Annotated in this window: 20 protein-coding genes; 18 read left to right on the top strand and 2 right to left on the bottom strand. The window is 47.2% G+C overall.

What is annotated here, in order from left to right:
* Positions 1-141 precede the first annotated feature (141 nt).
* From ACTHUR_RS06050 to ACTHUR_RS06030, 5 genes are all read left to right on the top strand, one after another.
* Positions 142-801, top strand: coding sequence for a class I SAM-dependent methyltransferase (locus ACTHUR_RS06050; protein WP_049336494.1), 660 nt, complete (start codon positions 142-144; stop codon positions 799-801).
* 44 nt (positions 802-845) lie between these two features.
* Positions 846-1,673: a DNA-formamidopyrimidine glycosylase gene (mutM, locus tag ACTHUR_RS06045; RefSeq protein WP_070504764.1), complete on the top strand. Its 828-nt coding sequence runs from the start codon at positions 846-848 to the stop codon at positions 1,671-1,673.
* A 64-nt stretch (positions 1,674-1,737) separates the two neighbouring features.
* Positions 1,738-2,523: a 1-acylglycerol-3-phosphate O-acyltransferase gene (locus ACTHUR_RS06040; RefSeq protein WP_049336498.1), complete on the top strand. Its 786-nt coding sequence runs from the start codon at positions 1,738-1,740 to the stop codon at positions 2,521-2,523.
* 188 nt (positions 2,524-2,711) lie between these two features.
* Positions 2,712-3,449, top strand: a complete 738-nt coding sequence (locus ACTHUR_RS06035) for a redoxin family protein (protein ID WP_004520136.1) — start codon at positions 2,712-2,714, stop codon at positions 3,447-3,449.
* 252 nt (positions 3,450-3,701) lie between these two features.
* Positions 3,702-5,108 carry a dihydrolipoyl dehydrogenase gene (locus ACTHUR_RS06030; protein WP_004520137.1) on the top strand — a complete coding sequence of 469 codons (1,407 nt, stop codon included), beginning with the start codon at positions 3,702-3,704 and terminating at the stop codon, positions 5,106-5,108.
* 79 nt (positions 5,109-5,187) lie between these two features.
* On the opposite strand, the gene ACTHUR_RS06025 is transcribed toward ACTHUR_RS06030, so the two are convergent.
* The gene (locus ACTHUR_RS06025; RefSeq protein WP_004520139.1) at positions 5,188-6,318 is read right to left on the bottom strand and encodes a PilT/PilU family type 4a pilus ATPase; all 1,131 of its coding nucleotides are present in this window, start codon (positions 6,316-6,318) and stop codon (positions 5,188-5,190) included.
* 204 nt (positions 6,319-6,522) lie between these two features.
* On the opposite strand from ACTHUR_RS06025, the gene ACTHUR_RS06020 reads away from it, so the two are divergent.
* From ACTHUR_RS06020 to lepB, 3 genes are all read left to right on the top strand, one after another.
* Positions 6,523-7,224: a 5'-methylthioadenosine/adenosylhomocysteine nucleosidase gene (locus tag ACTHUR_RS06020; protein WP_049336499.1), complete on the top strand. Its 702-nt coding sequence runs from the start codon at positions 6,523-6,525 to the stop codon at positions 7,222-7,224.
* A gap of 132 nt (positions 7,225-7,356) precedes the next feature.
* Entirely contained in the window at positions 7,357-9,150 is a 1,794-nt protein-coding gene (gene lepA / locus ACTHUR_RS06015; RefSeq protein WP_049336500.1) for a translation elongation factor 4, read from the top strand.
* The gene (gene lepB, locus ACTHUR_RS06010) at positions 9,150-10,169 is read left to right on the top strand and encodes a signal peptidase I (RefSeq protein ID WP_049336502.1); all 1,020 of its coding nucleotides are present in this window, start codon (positions 9,150-9,152) and stop codon (positions 10,167-10,169) included. Before lepA ends, lepB begins: the two co-directional genes overlap by 1 nt.
* A gap of 53 nt (positions 10,170-10,222) precedes the next feature.
* Here the strand turns inward: lepB and ACTHUR_RS06005 are convergent, their stop codons facing one another.
* Positions 10,223-11,101 (bottom strand): DMT family transporter, encoded by an 879-nt coding sequence (locus ACTHUR_RS06005; protein ID WP_049336504.1) that lies wholly within the window; start codon positions 11,099-11,101, stop codon positions 10,223-10,225.
* A gap of 238 nt (positions 11,102-11,339) precedes the next feature.
* On the opposite strand from ACTHUR_RS06005, the gene ACTHUR_RS06000 reads away from it, so the two are divergent.
* The 10 genes from ACTHUR_RS06000 (at position 11,340) to ACTHUR_RS05955 (ending at position 18,307) form a co-directional block, all read left to right on the top strand.
* Positions 11,340-11,879 (top strand): gamma carbonic anhydrase family protein, encoded by a 540-nt coding sequence (locus ACTHUR_RS06000; protein WP_049336505.1) that lies wholly within the window; start codon positions 11,340-11,342, stop codon positions 11,877-11,879.
* Positions 11,880-11,893: 14 nt separating this feature from the next.
* Entirely contained in the window at positions 11,894-12,493 is a 600-nt protein-coding gene (locus tag ACTHUR_RS05995; protein ID WP_049336507.1) for a Maf family protein, read from the top strand.
* 88 nt (positions 12,494-12,581) lie between these two features.
* The gene (rsmA, locus tag ACTHUR_RS05990; RefSeq protein WP_004520146.1) at positions 12,582-13,361 is read left to right on the top strand and encodes a 16S rRNA (adenine(1518)-N(6)/adenine(1519)-N(6))-dimethyltransferase RsmA; all 780 of its coding nucleotides are present in this window, start codon (positions 12,582-12,584) and stop codon (positions 13,359-13,361) included.
* A gap of 7 nt (positions 13,362-13,368) precedes the next feature.
* Entirely contained in the window at positions 13,369-13,692 is a 324-nt protein-coding gene (locus ACTHUR_RS05985; RefSeq protein WP_004520147.1) for a hypothetical protein, read from the top strand.
* Complete coding sequence (locus tag ACTHUR_RS05980) at positions 13,692-14,420, top strand: amino acid ABC transporter ATP-binding protein (protein WP_003747231.1); 729 nt, start codon at positions 13,692-13,694, stop codon at positions 14,418-14,420. The genes ACTHUR_RS05985 and ACTHUR_RS05980 overlap by 1 nt, the downstream gene beginning before the upstream one ends.
* Before the next feature lie 63 nt (positions 14,421-14,483).
* Positions 14,484-14,843, top strand: a complete 360-nt coding sequence (locus ACTHUR_RS05975) for a hypothetical protein (protein WP_003747228.1) — start codon at positions 14,484-14,486, stop codon at positions 14,841-14,843.
* Between the two features lie 4 nt (positions 14,844-14,847).
* Entirely contained in the window at positions 14,848-15,300 is a 453-nt protein-coding gene (locus ACTHUR_RS05970) for a protein YgfX (protein ID WP_039862251.1), read from the top strand.
* A 38-nt stretch (positions 15,301-15,338) separates the two neighbouring features.
* Positions 15,339-16,622, top strand: a complete 1,284-nt coding sequence (gene folC, locus ACTHUR_RS05965; protein ID WP_004520149.1) for a bifunctional tetrahydrofolate synthase/dihydrofolate synthase — start codon at positions 15,339-15,341, stop codon at positions 16,620-16,622.
* Between the two features lie 13 nt (positions 16,623-16,635).
* A complete protein-coding gene (gene ftsN / locus ACTHUR_RS05960; RefSeq protein ID WP_049336513.1) occupies positions 16,636-17,781 on the top strand; it encodes a cell division protein FtsN in 1,146 nt (381 codons plus the stop codon).
* Positions 17,774-18,307 carry a CvpA family protein gene (locus ACTHUR_RS05955; RefSeq protein ID WP_049336514.1) on the top strand — a complete coding sequence of 178 codons (534 nt, stop codon included), beginning with the start codon at positions 17,774-17,776 and terminating at the stop codon, positions 18,305-18,307. The genes ftsN and ACTHUR_RS05955 overlap by 8 nt, the downstream gene beginning before the upstream one ends.
* Positions 18,308-18,366: the final 59 nt, after the last annotated feature.

The following is an 18,366-nucleotide window of genomic DNA, read 5'->3' as shown; positions in this document are numbered from 1 at the left end:
TCAAATATATAATAAAATTTCGTCTTTTTGATAGTATCGTTTCAGCATTTAAACGTCAAGTCGAGCAGGGAATTTGCTTGTGTGATGTGGCCGTGGTGTTAAAATTCTGTCACACAAGTCGGGATGCATAGGGGGCCTTTAATGGAAGTTTTTTTTATGCAAACGCCAATGGGACAATATCTTGCTCAAAAAGAGGCGGATTTTTTCAGACGGCATTTGCAGTATTTGAATAGGCAGGTGGCGGTTCAATTGGGCGGTGTATGGCAGAGGCCGTCTGAAAACATGCTTGTAGTGCCTCGCGATGTGCGGATGGATGCTGAAATGTTGGCATTTGAAACGCATTCCGTGGATGTGTTATTGATGCCCCATCTTTTGGAAGTTTCATCTGCAGATTTGGTGTTGCAAGAGGCGTTTAGGATATTAAAACCTGAAGGCAGATTGATTTTGACGGGGTTCAACCCTAAATCTTTGTGGGGGTTGAGCTCTTGGTTTGATGGGGAAAAGCTGCCTTTGAAATCTCAATGCTTGGCTCTGGCTGAGTTGAAACGAAAAATTGCGGATATTGGTTTTGAAATAGAATATGGGCAGTTTATGGATTATCTGCCTGCTGTGAATTCGCCTTCTGCTTTGAAGTTTTGGCGGTTTATGGAAAAGGCAGGGGATAGGTGGTGGCCGCAGTGTGCAGCGGTTTATGGGATGGTGTTAACGAAACATTTGATTGGTGTCCATCCTTTGCCTGAATTGGAATCTGCATTTGATGGCAATACGGTTGCTTTAAGTACGGCACGTTTGGCCGAATAGTTTTCAGACGGCCTGTATATTAATGATGAATTTGGAGAATAACGATGCCTGAATTACCTGAAGTGGAAACGACTTTACGCGGAATCGCGCCTCATATTGATGGCAAGAAGATAGAAAAAGTCATTATTCGCCAGTTTAAATTGAGATGGCCTATTCATCCAAACTTGGCGCAAATTTTGGCTGGGCACAAAGTTTTGGCATGCAGTCGGCGTGCGAAGTATTTGATTATTACTTTTGAAACGGGTATTTTACTTATTCATTTGGGTATGTCCGGAAGTTTGCGGATTTTTACCGCCGATGATGAGCGCATCGCCACGCCGGATAAGCATGATCATTTAGATTTTGTATTTGATGACGGCACCGTATTGCGTTATCACGATCCGCGTAAATTTGGTGCGGTATTGTGGTATGAGGGTATTGCCGAGCATCATCCGCTGTTGGAAAAACTGGGGCCGGAGCCGCTCTCGGACGATTTTGATGCAAATTACCTGTATCAGAAATTGAAAACCCAAAAGCGTGCAGTCAAATTAGCGCTGATGGATAATGCGGTGGTGGTTGGTGTTGGCAATATTTATGCGAATGAAAGTCTGTTTAAGGCAGGTATTTCGCCATTGCATCCGGCAAATAAGCTGACCAAGAAAGAATGCGCATTATTGGTGGAAACCGTTAAAGCGGTTCTGCAAAGGGCGATTGCAACGGGCGGCAGTACGCTGCGGGACTTTGTCAATAGCGATGGCAAAAGCGGCTACTTTCAGCAGGAATATACGGTCTATGGCCGTCACAATGAGCCTTGTGTCCAATGTGGCGGGCTGATTTTTAAAGAAACTTTGGGGCAGCGTGGAACGTTTTATTGTCCAAATTGCCAGAAATAGTTTCAGACGGCCTTAAATGTCAGAGGCCGTCTGAAAATAATGAATACCATACAGAAGAAATTTTATGTCTAAACAAAAAGCTCCTTTTTTTAAACGACTGGGCAGACTTTGCCGTTTGGCGGCTTGGTTGTTCCGAACCGGCCGGAATTTGCGTGCCATCGATGGCAATAATGCAGAGGAACGCAATCATGCTGTGGTTGTTTTGGGAAAAGGCGCATTGGATGCTTTGGATATTGAATTGGAAATCGGCGTACCGCCTCAAGGCAATGTGAGCGGTACATTGGTAGTGGCCAACCATGTTTCTTGGTTGGATATTTTTGCCATGAGCGCCGTTTATCCGAGCAGTTTTATTGCCAAGCAGGAAATCAGCGGTTGGCCGGTTTTGGGGAAAATGGGTAAAAATGCCGGCACGGTGTTTATCAACCGCAATTCCCGCCGAGATATCGAGCCTATTAACCAGGCGATTTGCGCGGCATTGAAAGCAGGACAGAATGTCAGCTTCTTCCCTGAAGCGCGTACTTCTTCCGGCTTGGGTATTTTGCCGTTTAAAGCAGCCCTGTTTCAATCGGCGATTGATGCGAAAGCGCCGATTCAAGCAGTGACCTTGCGCTATTATGATGGCGAAGGACAACGGACGGACTTGCCGTCTTATGCGGAGGTAAACCTGTTTCAATCTTTATGGCGCATTGTTTCGATGAAGAAAATCTGTATCCGTTTGGATTTCTCGCCTCAATACAAACCGACAGATATGCCGGATAAAGACCGCTATGCTTTGAAAGATATTGCGGAAACAGCCATCGGCGAAATTGTGGCTTCGGATTCGCCCGTTCAGCCCTTACCTAAAAAATAATTTCAGTCAGGCACTTGTTTTATTTCAGATGGCCTTCATTTAGAGGAATAGCTGTTTTCGGTTTAATTGAATTGATAGTTTGATGTAATTAATATTATTTGAACTATAAATTATACAAATCGATAGGCCTGCATTAAAATGCAAGCATTGATTCATTTCTCAAACCCGAATTTTTAAGGAGCTTAAAAATGGCTTTGCAAGATCGTACCGGTCAAAAAGTACCTTCCGTAGTATTCCACACTCGCGTTGGCGACACTTGGAAAGATGTTTCTACTGATGATTTGTTCAAAGGCAAAAAAGTAGTCGTGTTCTCTCTGCCTGGCGCATTTACTCCAACTTGCTCTTCTTCTCACCTGCCACGCTACAACGAATTGTTTGGTGCGTTCAAAGAAAACGGTGTTGACGCAATCTACTGCGTATCTGTAAACGACACTTTCGTAATGAACGCTTGGGCTGCTGAAGAAGAAGCCGACAACATCTACATGATCCCTGATGGCAACGGTGAATTCACTGAAGGCATGGGCATGTTGGTTGACAAAGAAGACTTGGGCTTCGGTAAACGCTCTTGGCGTTATTCCATGCTGGTTAACGACGGCGTGGTTGAAAAAATGTTTATCGAACCTGAAGAACCAGGTGATCCTTTCAAAGTGTCTGACGCTGACACTATGTTGAAATACATTGCTCCTGACTGGAAAGCTCAAGAGTCTGTTGCCATCTTCACCAAACCTGGCTGCCAATTCTGTGCTAAAGCTAAAAAAGCTCTGCAAGACAAAGGCTTGTCTTACGAAGAAATCGTATTGGGCAAAGATGCAACTGTTACTTCCGTACGCGCTATTACCGGCAAGATGACTGCTCCTCAAGTATTCATCGGCGGTAAATACATCGGCGGTAGCGAAGACTTGGAAGCTTACTTGGCTAAAAACTAATCGCCTGTATGCTTGAGACGGTTTAAACAGGCCGTCTGAAAGATAAAATATAGAGTTATTCAGACGGCGTTTACAATTCGGCGTTCTGAATAACTCTATATTCGCAAGTAGAATTTGAGATTATTGTTTTAAATCGATATTTAGGTATTGGCTATTGATTTTTAAATTTTGATAGTTTGTGAAGTTTAGGCCGTCTGAAAACGGATAACCTGATGGCAATATCGGTTTGGATATAGACAGTAAGGATAAAATATGAAAAAGATTCAAGCAGATGTGGTAGTACTGGGTGGCGGTACAGCCGGTATGGGCGCATTTCGCAATGCCCGACTTCATACAGACAATGTTTACCTGATTGAAAATAATGTGTTCGGCACGACCTGCGCGCGCGTGGGCTGTATGCCTTCTAAACTCTTGATTGCCGCAGCAGAAGCGCGCCATCATGCTTTGCATACCGATCCGTTTGGCGTGCATTTGGATAAAGACAGCGTAACGGTAAACGGCGAAGAAGTCATGCACCGCGTGAAGTCCGAACGCGACCGTTTTGTCGGTTTTGTAGTCAGCGATGTAGAAGAGTGGCCTGCCGACAAGCGTATTATGGGTACGGCAAAATTTGTTGATGAACACACCGTCCAAATCGATGACCATACGCAAATCACTGCAAAAAGTTTTGTGATTGCCACCGGCTCACGCCCTGTGATTTTCCCGCAATGGGAAGTTTTGGGCGATCGCTTGATTGTGAACGATGATGTTTTCTCTTGGGATACCCTGCCTAAGAGTGTGGCCGTATTCGGCCCCGGCGTAATCGGCTTAGAGTTGGGTCAGGCTTTGCACCGTTTGGGCGTAAAAGTTGAAATTTTTGGCGTGGCAGGTGCTATTGGCGGTATTTCCGACCCTGTTGTCGCTGAAGAAGCCAAAACTGTTTTTGGTGAAGAGTTGACTTTGCATTTGGATGCCAAAACCGAAGTCAAATTGGACGCAGAAGGCAATGTTGAAGTTCATTGGGAACAAGATGGCGAAAAAGGCGTGTTCCATGCCGAATATGCTTTGGCTGCCGCCGGCCGTCGTCCGAACGTGGATAATATCGGTTTGGAAAATATCAATATCGAAAAAGACACGCGCGGCGTGCCCGTTGCTGATCCGCTGACCATGCAAACCAGCATTCCTCATATCTTTATCGCAGGCGATGCGTCCAACCAACTGCCTCTGCTGCACGAAGCTGCCGACCAAGGCAAAATTGCCGGTCATAATGCCGCTATTTTCCCGAATATTGAGGGCGGTTTGCGCCGTAGCGTAATCGGCGTGGTATTTACCAGTCCGCAAATTGCCACTATCGGTTTGAAATACGCGCAAGTTGCAGCGAAATATCAACCTGACGAGTTTGTCATCGGCGAAGTTTCCTTCCGAAACCAAGGCCGAAGCCGCGTTATGTTGGTAAACAAAGGCCATATGCGTTTGTATGCTGAGAAAGCAACCGGCCGTTTCATTGGTGCGGAAGTTGTCGGCCCTGCTGCCGAACATTTGGCACACTTGATGGCTTGGGCGCATCAAATGAAGATGACGATTCCGCAAATGCTGGATATGCCGTTCTACCATCCGGTTATCGAGGAAGGTTTGCGCACTGCATTGCGTGATGCCGATGCAAAATTGAAACAGGCTTGATTATTTGATGGAATAAAGGCCGTCTGAAACTCATAGTAAGGTTTCAGACGGCCTTTTCTATGCTTTGAAGCTTTTACTTTTAAATCAATTCTAAATCTGGACCGGCATTTTGCGCACGACGGCTTCGTAATTGAATGTCTAGGCGCAAATCGTGGGCGGAGTCGGCATTTTTAATGGCGTCTTGATAGCTGATATCGCCGTTTTCATACAAATCATATAAGGCTTGGTCAAAAGTAATCATGCCCATGCCAGTTGATTTTTTCATCATTTCTTTGATGTTGTGGACTTCGCCTTTTCGAATCAAGTCGGCAATAATGGGCGAATTGAGCAAAACCTCGACAGCCGCTACGCGTCCCCGTCCGCCTTCACGGGGAATCAGGCGTTGCGAAATAAAGGCTTGCAGGTTGAGCGATAAATCGGTTAGCAACTGGTTACGGCGCTCTTCGGGGAAGAAGTTGATGATGCGGTCCAGCGCTTGGTTGGTACTGTTGGCGTGCAGTGTCGCCATACACAAATGGCCGGTTTCCGCGAAGGAAATGGCGTAGTCCATGGTCTCGCGGTCTCGGATTTCACCAATCAGGATAACATCCGGCGCTTGGCGCAGGGTATTTTTCAATGCAATCGGCCAATTTTCTGTATCTACACCGATTTCACGTTGGGTGATGATGCAGTTTTTGTGTTGGTGGATAAACTCAATCGGGTCTTCGATGGTAATAATGTGGTCGAAGCTGTTTTCGTTTCGATAGTCGATAAGGGAGGCGAGGGAAGTGGACTTGCCCGAACCTGTACCGCCGACAAAAATAACCAAACCGCGTTTTCTGAGGGCGATGTCTTTCAGAATCGGTGGCAGATTGAGCGTTTCAAATTTAGGGATATTGCTGGTAATGGAGCGGAACACTAATGCAGTTGCGCCGCGTTGAACCATTGCATTGACACGGAAGCGGCTGGTATCGGGCAGGCTGATGGCGAAGTTGCATTCGTTGGTGGAAGAAAATTCTTCGATTTGTTTGGAAGACATAATCGAAAAAGCGATTTCCATACATTTTTCAGCACTCAGCGGCTCATCGCTCAGTCGTGTGATTTTGCCATCCACTTTCATGGCAGGCGGGAAATTGGTGGTAATGAAAAGGTCGGAGCCTTTGTATTTGTTCATATGGCGTAGCCAAGCGAACAATTCTTCTTTTGCGCCCGGAGTATTTTCGTCAAACATAAGAATTTAGATATTTAAAATAGAGTTATTTTATTGAGAATAATTATAACAGAAGCAATCATTATTTGCTGTTTTGCCCGCTAGAGCGGCAATCTGTTTTAAATTGAGTGTCGTGTTGGGAATATAGCAGATTTTTCAGTATCCCTGTGATTTTAAATTCTGCTGTTATAATGTTGCTCGATTAGTGAATGGAAAGGTAACGAGATGTCAGTACAAACAATTGCCGTGGTCGGCGCAATGGAACAGGAAATCGAGCTTTTGCGTGAAAGTATGGCCAATGTCAAGCATGTGTCCTTCGGTAAATTCTCGGCATATGAAGGCGAATTGACTGGAAAACGCATGGTATTGGTTTTGAGTGGTATCGGTAAGGTCAATGCAGCGGTTTCTACTTCTTGGGTCATTCATCAGTTTGCACCGGATTGCGTCATCAATACCGGCAGTGCAGGCGGTTTGGGTAAAGGTCTGAAGGTTGGCGATGTGGTTATCGGCGAAACTGTGGCGCATCATGATGTTGACGTAACGGCTTTTGGTTATGTTTGGGGACAAGTACCGCAACTTCCTGCTGTGTTTGTATCGGATTCAAACCTGATTCGTCAAGCAGAAAAGGCAGCGCAAGTGTTTGAAGGTGCGGCCGTAACGCAAGGCCTGATTGTCAGTGGCGACCGTTTTGTACACAGCAGCGAAGGTGTTGCGGAAATTCGCAGTCATTTTCCTGACGTAAAAGCAGTTGAAATGGAAGCTGCGGCGATTGCGCAAACCTGTCACCAGTTGGAAGTGCCGTTTGTGATTATTCGTGCCGTATCCGATTCGGCAGATGAGAAAGCGGACATTAGCTTTGAAGAGTTTTTGAAAACGGCTGCCGTCAGCTCGGCGAAGATGGTGACCGAGATTGTCAAATCGCTATAAAATCATGCAAAAGCGTTGAATTTCCGTTAGAATACGGAACGATTCAACCTTATTCTAAGGCCGTCTGAAAACCGAATCCCTGTTTTTTCAGACGGCCTTTCAGCCTTTAATTGCATTTATCTTAATAACAATATGAAAAACATACGGAATTTCTCCATTATTGCCCACATCGACCACGGCAAATCTACGCTTGCTGACCGTTTTATCCAATACTGTGGCGGTTTGGATTTGCGCGAAATGAGTACGCAGGTGCTCGATTCCATGGACATCGAAAAAGAGCGCGGCATTACCATTAAAGCGCAAACCGCCGCGCTCAACTATAAAGCACGCGATGGGCAGGTGTATCAGCTCAACCTGATTGATACTCCGGGACACGTCGACTTCTCTTACGAAGTATCCCGTTCGCTGTCGGCTTGCGAAGGTGCGCTTTTGGTGGTCGATGCGTCTCAAGGTGTAGAAGCGCAAACCGTGGCGAACTGCTATACCGCGATTGATTTGGGCGTGGAAGTTGTGCCTGTTTTGAACAAAATCGACTTACCTGCAGCAGAACCCGATCGCGTGGAGCAGGAAATTGAAGACATCATCGGCATTGATGCCGTTGGTGCGGTGCAATGTTCTGCAAAAAGCGGCATTGGTGTGGAAGATGTTTTGGAAGAGATCGTTGCCAAAATCCCTGCGCCGACTGGTGATGAAAATGCGCCGTTGCAAGCGGTTATTGTCGATTCGTGGTTTGACAATTACGTCGGCGTAGTTATGTTGATTCGTGTGAAAAATGGCACCATCAAGCTGAAAGACAAAGTGCGCTTTATGAGCACTAAGGCGGAAACTCAGGTTGAGCAGCTGGGTGTATTCACGCCGAAATCGGTTCAAAAACAAGAACTCAAAGCCGGCGAAGTAGGCTTTTTGATTACCGGCGTAAAAGAATTGGGTCAGGCGAAAGTCGGCGATACGGTGACTTTGGTTGCCAACCCTGCCTCTGAGCCGCTGCCCGGCTTCCAAGAAGTACAAAGCCAAGTATTTGCGGGCCTCTATCCTGTGGAAAGCCACGACTACGAAGCCTTGCGTGACGCTTTGGAAAAATTGCAGCTGAACGATGCTTCGTTGAAATTTGAGCCTGAGGTTTCCCAAGCATTGGGCTTCGGTTTCCGTTGCGGCTTCTTGGGTCTGTTGCATTTGGAAATCGTGCAGGAACGTTTGGAGCGCGAGTTCGACATGGACTTGATTACCACTGCGCCAACGGTGGTTTATGAAGTCGTGTTGAAAAACGGCGAGAAAATCGAAGTTGAAAACCCGTCCAAACTGCCTGAAATCAGCACCATCGAAACTATTCTTGAGCCGATTATCACTGCGACCATTCTTGTGCCGCAGGAGTATGTCGGCAACGTCATGACTTTGTGTAACCAAAAGCGTGGTGTTCAGGTCAATATGCAATACATGGGCCGTCAAGTCATGCTGACTTATGATTTGCCGATGAACGAAGTCGTAATGGATTTCTTTGACAAGCTTAAATCGACTTCGCGCGGTTATGCTTCGTTGGACTACCATTTCAAAGAGTTCCAACCGTCTGATTTGATTAAGCTCGACATTATGGTCAACGGCGAAAAAGTCGATGCCTTGAGCCTGATTGTGCACCGTCAAAGCGCCGTTCACCGCGGTCGAGAGCTGGCATCAAAAATGCGCGAACTGATTCCGCGCCAAATGTTCGACATCGCCGTCCAAGCCGCCATCGGCAGCCAGATTATCGCCCGCGAAAACGTCAAAGCCCTGCGTAAAAACGTTTTGGCGAAATGTTACGGCGGCGATATTACGCGTAAGAAAAAACTTCTTGAAAAACAAAAAGCAGGTAAGCGCCGCATGAAACAAGTGGGCAATGTGGAAATCCCGCAAAGCGCATTCTTGGCGATTCTGCAAGTGAGTGATAAATAATGAGTATAAATCTGACTTTAGGCGCAATCGTTGTACTGCTGGCCGGCTTGGTCCTCAACTTCAAAAGCAGCAAAGAGCGTCAGGAAAACGGCGAATGGAGCTCCGGCTTGCAATGGAGTTATCTCTTGTGCATGGTCGGCGTATTCGGAATTTTGTCCGAATTTATGAGCTTTACCGCCGTATTGCTGGTGTTTGTCGTGTTCACCGGTATTGTTTGGGCAATCCATAAAGGCCGTCTGAAAAAAAGCGAAACCGGCGAAGACAATGCACATTTTACCGACTACATGGGCGGCTTTTTTCCTATCATCTTGGTTATCTTTGTATTGCGTAGCTTTATTGCTGAGCCGTTCCAAATTCCGTCCAGTTCCATGCGTCCGGGCTTGGTCAAAGGCGATTTTATCTTGGTAAACAAATTTTCTTACGGTATCCGCCTGCCGATTTTGAATAAGGTCATTATCCCTGTCGGCAATATTGCCCGAGGCGATGTCGTGGTGTTCAATTACCCACTTCAGCCTGAGATGAATTACATCAAACGTATCGTCGGTATTCCGGGTGATGTTGTGGAATATCGTGATAAGGTTTTGACTGTTAACGGTGAAATTATTCCCGAAAAACCAAACGGCAATTATCAATACGCAGATGATACCGATCCGTCTATGATTCATACGCTTGAGCGTTTTCAGACGGCCTTGAACGGCAAAAACTTTGATGTGGTCAAAGAAGCCGGTCAGCCTTCCGTATCCATTGCCGTATTGAACAAATACACCTCCGAAGTAATGCCTGAAAGCAATTACTCGCTTGAAACGAGCGGTTTGGAAAATTGTGAGTACGCAGAAGACGGCAATGGCTTTATTTGTAAAGTTCCCGAAGGCCGTTATTTCGCGATGGGCGACAACCGCGACAACAGCGCCGATTCTCGTTACTGGGGATTTGTCGATGACAAGTTGATTGTCGGTAAAGCCTTCTTTGTTTGGATGAACTTTGGCGAACTCAGCCGTATCGGTACCAGTATTAAATAAGCAATAACAGATGAAAAGGCCGTCTGAAATTTTTCAGACGGCCTTTTTGGTATCTATTTTTTGTCTTTTAACGAACCTAAATAAATCGCCAATAAAGTCAAAGTAGCGCCGCTCCATTGGACGGCGTTAATCGGTTTATCTAGCCAGAAATAATCGATCAACATGGCGGCAACTGGTTCGGAGAGCAGTAGTAGGCCGGTCAGTGACAAGGATAAAAGCGGGATGGCGTAAGCAATCAATGCCCAAGCAAAGCATTGCATAACGATGCCGTAGATGGAGACTAGAATCACATCGTTTAAAGTTTTGGGGTAAAGATGGGCGGCATCGAATAGCAGAGATGGGATGACCAGCGCCATTGCGCCGCCAAAGCTTAAAATCATCATCAGTGGAAACAAACCGACTTTTTCCTGTTCATGGGTTTTGCGTACGAAAACCATAGACAGGGCCAGCATAGCACCGGACACTACGCCGCTGACAAATCCCCATGCGGCATTGTTGTTATGACCGAATTCTGGGCTGCCGATTAAGGCTACGCCTATGGTAGCCAATATCAAACTTAAAATTTGCAGGGCGCTTAGACGTTCCGAATAAAAGAAGAAGCCGATGGCGGCTAAAAAGAAAATCTGCAGGCTGTTGAGCAAGGTGGAAATGCCGGGGCCTACGGCGTGAATGCTTTCATGCCACAGAGCGAGGTCGAATGCGAGGAAAACGCCGGATAAGACTGCGTAGCCAACTGTTTTTCTTTTCGTGGGCATTTTTTGTCTGAAAAAACGCCCGAGCAGGAAGAATATAGGGGCGGCGATCAGCAAGCGCCAGAATGCGATGGCGTAAGAGCCGACATCGACAAATTTGACGATCAAACTGCCCAAGCCGAAGACGACGCAGCCGACGACTAGCAGGGGCGCTGCATAATTTCCTGAACGTGTGTTCATCGGCTTCTCCAAGAATTAAATGAAGACGATTATTCCATAAAAGACAGATGAGGCGTTAATGATAAATAGTGGTAAGCCAAGATAAAGGGTTTATGATGAAAGGCCGTCTGAAAACTGTTTCAGACGGCCTTTTGATGATTTTCTGGCTTGATTTCGTATTGTTGTAGTATAAAATCGTTTTACGCCGTGTTTTCAGACGGCCTGATCAGTTTTGGTTTTGAGAAAAGGATTATTGGAAATGGCAAACCCTATTCGTGCGTTTTTGGATTATGTGCCGTCGGTTGATGAGTCTTGTTTTGTAGATGAGACTTCGGTAGTGATTGGCGAAGTGTCGCTGGCGGAAGATGTATCGATTTGGCCTTATGCTGTATTGCGCGGCGATGTGAACAGTATCTCTATCGGTAAGCGCAGCAATGTGCAGGATGGCAGCGTTTTGCATGTGTCGCATAAGAATGCGGCGAAGCCTGACGGTTCGCCCCTGATTATCGGCGATGATGTGACGATTGGGCATAAGGTCATGCTGCATGGCTGCCGAATTGGAAATCGTGTTTTGGTGGGCATGGGTTCAATTATTTTGGACGATACGGTTGTCGAAGATGATGTGATGATAGGCGCGGGCAGTTTGGTGCCGCCGCGCAAGCGATTGGAAAGCGGTTTTTTATACGTCGGCTCGCCTGTGAGACAAGTGCGTCCGCTGACGGATGAGGAAAAGGCATTTTTGACGTATTCGGCTGCGCATTATGTCCGCCTGTTCGGACAGCATAAAATTTCAAAATAAGGAAGTTCAATACAATGAACGCAATTTATCTGGCCTCGGGCAGTCCGCGCCGTCGTGAGATTTTGGAGAATTTAGGTTTCACGGTACGCCGCCTTCCTGCGGATATTGATGAAACCCCCAAAGAAGGCGAAGCCGCAGTAGAGTATGTGCGCCGTATGGCCTGCGAGAAAAATCAGGTAGCGGTAGCGCAATGGTTTACTGCTCATGATCAAGAGCCTGAGTTTGCTGTATTAACGGCGGATACGACGGTGGCGGATGGTGCGGCTATTTTGGGTAAACCGGAATCCGAGGCGGATGCGGTCGATATGCTGGAACGCTTGTCCGGACGGACGCATCAAGTGCTGACGGCTGTATGCGTTTACTGGCGAGGCGTGCGCCATGATGTGGTGCAGACGAGCGAAGTGCGCTTTAAAACGTTGACGGCTGAGGAGATTGCAGCCTATGTTGCCAGCGGCGAGCCGATGGACAAAGCCGGTGCGTATGGGATTCAGGGCTTGGGCGGCGTATTTGTCGAGCATTTGCAGGGCAGTTTTACCGGCGTGATGGGTTTGCCGGTTTATGAGACCGCGCAACTACTGAAATCTTTGGGTTTGGAAGCGCCGCCGTTTGCTTAAAATTAGGCAAATGCCGTCTGAAAGCGTGCCGACAAAAACGCCTGTTTCAGTTACAATACTGCCTTAAACAGCTTGCTTGAAGAAAGATATGAAAGAACATAAGGCCCGGAAACGCTTCGGGCAGAATTTTTTGCAGGATACGCGGATTATTAGCGATATTGTCAATGCGGTCAGACCGCAGCCCGATGATATCGTGATTGAAATCGGCCCGGGCTTGGCAGCCATTACCGAGCCTTTGGCGAAAAAACTCAACCGCCTGCATGTTTGCGAAATCGACCGCGACATCGTACGCCGTCTGAAAACCTTGCCGTTTGCAGACAAATTGGTGATACACGAAGGCGATGTATTACAGTTTGATTTTAACAGCATTGAAGGCAAGAAAAAAATTGTCGGCAACCTGCCGTACAATATTTCCACGCCGCTTTTGTTCCGATTGAGCGAAGTGGCAGACGATGTGATCGATATGCACTTTATGCTGCAAAAAGAAGTGGTCGAACGCATGGTGGCGCAGCCGAAAACCAACGACTATGGCCGTCTGGGCGTAATGCTGCAATATTTCTTCGATATGGAAATGTTGATTGAAGTACCGCCTGAATCCTTTGATCCTGCGCCGAAAGTAGATTCGGCCGTCGTGCGCATGATTCCGGTGAAACACCGCATTGGTAAAGCGGAAGATTTTGAACATTTTGCCAAACTGGTGAAACTGGCTTTCCATCAACGCCGCAAAACCATACGCAATAATTTGAAGGAACTTGCCGGCGATGATGATTTGCAGGCAGTCGGCATCAATCCGCAGGACAGGGCAGAACACATTGCCGCTGAAAAATATGTGGCATTGAGCAATTATCTGGTTCAAAAGGCCGTCTGAAACAGTGATGGCAATTTTTAAGCAACCTCCTATTCAATGGGGGTTTCTAGGTAATTCATATTTGTGGCGCAAGTTGGCGCAGTATTTTTCCGGTAAGGATATGCCGCCTGAGCGGCACCGTTTTGAAGCGGCAATTATCGGCGCAGTTTGGGTATTGACCGGGCATCGTCTCGATAGGGAAGAGCAATTTAAAGTCAATCGGTACAATCAAGGTGGAACCTCCGACGGCATAGTCAGCTGCCGTTTTTGGCTTGAAACGGCCATTCCTTTGCTTTGGCAGCGGCAAGCGAAACTTAAGCCCCGAAAATTTTGGCAGTTTGGAAAGAAATAATGATTAAATTCAAAAATGTACACAAACATTTTAAAGATTTGCACGTTATCAACGGCGTGAATCTGGAAGTCAAACAAGGCGAAGTGGTCGTTGTATGCGGTCCTTCGGGCAGTGGCAAATCGACGCTGATTCGTACGGTAAACCAACTCGAGCGCATTGAAAGCGGCGAGATTTGGGTGGACGGCATCAATGTTGCCGATCCGAAAACCGATTTGAACAAAGTGCGCGAAGAAGTGGGCTTTGTGTTCCAAGGGTTCAATCTGTATCCGCATTTGACTGTCTTGGAAAATATTATTCTTTCTCCGATGAAAGTGAAAAACCAAAGCCGTGAAGAGGCGGAAAAGAAAGCGATGGAGCTTTTGGAACGTGTCGGCTTGGCGCATAAAAAAGACGCGCTGCCCGGCCAGCTTTCCGGCGGTCAGCAACAGCGTGTGGCGATTGCACGCGGTTTGGCGATGGAGCCGCGCGTGATGTTGTTTGACGAGCCGACTTCCGCACTTGATCCTGAAATGGTCGGCGAAGTATTGAAAGTGATGAAAGACTTGGCGGAAAGCGGCATGACCATGATGTGTGTGACCCATGAGATGGGTTTTGCGCGCGAAGTCGCCGACCGTGTGATTTTTGTCGATAAAGGCCAGATTCTGGAAGATGAAACGCCGGAAGAATTTTTTACCAATCCGAAACACGAGCGTGCCAAACAATTCCTGCAACAGGTGATGACACATTAAACTCGGGCCGTCTGAAATTTCAGACGGCATGATCGGTTTGAATGATTTTGAAAGTTGAAAATAATGTATTTTGTTGACCGTACTGCTGTTGTGCTGAAGCCGACCGCCCGTTTTTTGGAATGGCTGAAATCCGCCGATGAAAATATGCCCGACCTGACCGTCGAGCAACTGCGCACCAACTGCTCAGTATTCCTTGTGCCGCAATTTGACGAACCCGAATCCGTCATTTCCTATTTTGACGAACGCTACCAGCAGATTTTTGAAGCCGAATTGGCAGGCTGGGACATTGATAAAAGCAAATGGCCGCAAGACATGAGCTTGAAGGCTTTTTGGGAATTTTTCGATACCGAAATCCACGATATGGTTTTGGATATGGAAGAGGCGGAATTGAACATTACGCCTGTTTTCGACAATATGATGTAAAGCCGTGAGAAGTTTTCAGACGGCCTTAAAGCCCTCGCGTTCTTTGAAAATTCTGATTGTTTCCTTACACCTTTCGGCGTTGGCCTTATGCCTTGTCGAGTTTTACGGCTGGATGATGTGGCTGGGTTTGGCGGCATTGGCCGGCAGTTTTGCCTATGCTTGGCGCAGCGTTAATTTTCAGACTCAAAATGCGGTCAGAAAAATCATCATCGACCGCCAATACCGTGCGACGGTTTATTTGAATAACGAGGCAGAGGGAAGAAGTGCGGTTTTGCAAGACAGCAGTATGTTGACGGTTTATGCTTTGTTTTTGCAATGGAATGTTGACGGGAAAATAGTCAAACACTGCATCTTGCCCGATATGGCCGACCGCGATGCCTACCGCCGTCTGAAAGTGTGGGCGCGCTGGTGCCGTGAAAAAGAAGACAAAGCAGAACTTGCGGCAGATATAGATTAAACGGCCGTTTCAGACGGCCTTTTGAAGCGATAAATACAATGAAAACATTACAAGACTGGCTTTCTCATTTGGAGACTGCCCATAGTTCCGGCCTTATCGATATGGGTTTGGAACGCGTGGGAGAAGTGAAAAAACGCATGAATTTGGTGCCGCAATGTCCTGTCGTCGTGGTGGCGGGTACAAATGGCAAAGGCTCTGTATGCGCCTATTTGTCGCATATTTATAAAGAAGCCGGTTTTAAAGTCGGTACGCTGACCAGTCCGCACCTTCTGCGTTACAACGAACGAATCGCCATCAATACTCAGCCGGTTTCAGATGAATTGATTATTTCCTCATTTGAGCGTATCGAAGCGGCACGCGGCGAAATTTCGCTGACGTATTTTGAGTTTAATGCTTTGGCTGCCGTCGATATTTTCATGCGTGAAAATGTGGACGTAATGATTTTGGAAGTCGGTTTGGGCGGACGATTGGATGCTGTGAATGTATTTGACGGCGACTGCTCGGTCGTTACCAGCGTGGATTTGGACCATCAGGCATTTTTGGGCGATACCGTTGAGCAGGTCGGTTTTGAAAAAGCCGGAGTGTTCCGTGGTGGCAAACCAGCTGTGTGCGGTCAGAATCCTGCGCCTGAATCATTGGTCAAACACGCAGAAGAAATTGGCGCAAAACTGTTGATGGTTCAGCGAGATTTTGATTTTGCATCAATGGAAAGCGTACAGTGGAACTACCGCTTCCATCCGCAATCTTCAGACGGCCAAAGCCGTAACCGCAATTCCTTGCCGTTTCCTGCTTTGCGCGGTGCCTATCAGTTGTCCAATGCCGCGTGTGCATTGACGGTGTTGGAGTGTTTGAACGAACAATTGCCGGTTGATATCGGCGCGATTAAACGCGGTTTGCTGTTGGTTGAGAATCCTGGACGTTTCCAAGTTTTGCCCGGCCGTCCGCTGGTGGTTTTGGATGTCGGCCACAATCCGCACGCAGCCCGTGCTTTGCGCCGCAGTCTGATTAACCTTGCCTTTGCCCAAAAACGTACTGCTGTATTCAGTATGTTGTCCGACAAAGATATTGATGGCGTGCTGGAAATCGTTAAAGATCAGTTTGACGAGTGGAACATCGCGCCTTTAGATGTACCGCGCGGCATGACGATAGAGGCTTTGCAGGCCAAACTGGCTGAACACGGCATCGACAATGTAAATGTTTTTGAAACTGTCGCTGCTGCCTACCGCGCTGCTTTGGCTAAAGCAACCGAAAATGATAGAATCGTTGTTTTCGGCTCATTCCATACTGTTGCCGATGTAATGGCTGTTTTGAAAGAACACTAACGAGGAAATTATCATGTCCGACAATAAACAAAAAGAAACTCCAAACGGATACGATTTAGACGGTTACGAACAACTCAAACGTCGCAACCGCCGTCGCTTGGTCTTAGCCTCCGGCTTGGTGGTGGCATCGGGTATGCTGTTCGGTCTGGCACTGACTTCCGGCGACGATAAAAATTCACCGTTTAAAGAAGCACCTGTCGGTCAGAGCCAAGTCAAAACGGCTGATGAGCCGAGCAAGGCCGTTGTTTTAGAGCCGAATAAAGAGGATGTTGCGATGGCTGAAGAAGCAGCCCGCCATGCGGATGCCGAAGCGCAAAGCAAACCTCAAAATGCCGGCGACGAAGAAGACAATGCGCCGGTTGAAGTATTGAAGCCAAACCGTGAGTCTGCTCCCGAAGATGTCGGCGAGCCGTTGGTTTTGATTAATGATACTTTGGATGACGGCAATATTAAAGGTTTGGAAGAGTCTGAGCGTATTCAACGAGCTGAGGCCGCCAAACGCGAAGCTGCGGAGCGCCGAGCCGAAGAACGCCGCCAACGCCAGGCAGAACAACGTGCTGCGGCACGCAAGGCACAAGCCCAACAGGAAGCGGATGAAAAAGAAAACGCATTGGCTGCTAAAAAACGTGCACTTCAAGCGCGTGCTGAAAAAGCAGAGCGTGAAGCTGCTGCTGAACGCAATAAATTAGCACAATTGGAAAAAGCAGAGAAAGCCATTGCCGAGCGTAAATCTGCCAAAAACAGCAAAGACAGCGTAAAAGACAAGGCCGAACCTACTAAGAAAGCAGAAGCCAAAGTTGAAAAACCAAAAAATGAGAAGGCTAAACCAGAAACGGCCAAAGCAGAAAAAGCCGATAAGGTAAAAACTGCCGAGAAGCCGTCTGAAAAAGCCAAACCTAAAGCTGAAAAAGAAAAAGCAGAAGCCAAGCCTGCTAAAAAAGCCGCTATTCAGGCTGGTTATGCTGAAAAAGAACGCGCGCAGAGCCTGCAACGTAAAATGAAAGCCGCAGGTATCGATTCGACCATTACTGAAGTGATGACCGATAAAGGTAAGGTGTATCGCGTGAAATCAGCCAGTTATAAAAATGCACGCGATGCAGAGCGCGATTTGAACAAATTGCGTGTACATGGCATTGCCGGTCAGGTGACCAGTGAGTAATTTGCCTGTTGCCGATTTATTGGCGGCCGCCGTCATCGTCATCTGCATCATTATTTCGTTGACACGGGGTATTATTGCCGAAGCAGGAGCGATGGTGGCCTGGGTGGTATCGTTTATTGCAGCCAGAACGCTCGCCGTGCCGTTTGCCGATGTGGTCTTTAAATCGGTTGAGCCGCATTCCTTGGCGGTTGCCATGGGTTTTGCCGCTGTGTTTTTTCTGGCATGGCTGTTGCAGAAACTGGCACGATCGCTGTTGAGCAGTTTGATGTCTGCCGTTGGTTTAGGAAGCATCAACCGTTTGCTTGGCGGCGTATTCGGTGCTGTGAAAGGTGTGATTTTGGTGACACTGGCAGTGATGGTTTTTTCACACACTGATTTGCCGAAAACGGAAGAGTGGCAAAGTTCGCACACAATTCCGTATTTTGAATCACTTGCAGATGCTGCGATGCCTTATCTGCCTGGAAAAGATGCCGCAATGCCGCATCTTTCGGGTAAAGCAGCTGAAGTTGAAGAATTGGATGATTGAGTTTGACGGATTCAGACGGTCTATGGGCCGTCTGAATCCGTTTTTATTTGCGTAAATTT

This window comes from Neisseria sp. P0021.S007 (assembly GCF_051956855.1).
The sequence above is the reverse complement of the archived record's forward strand: the minus strand, read 5'-3'. Positions and strand labels throughout refer to the sequence as shown.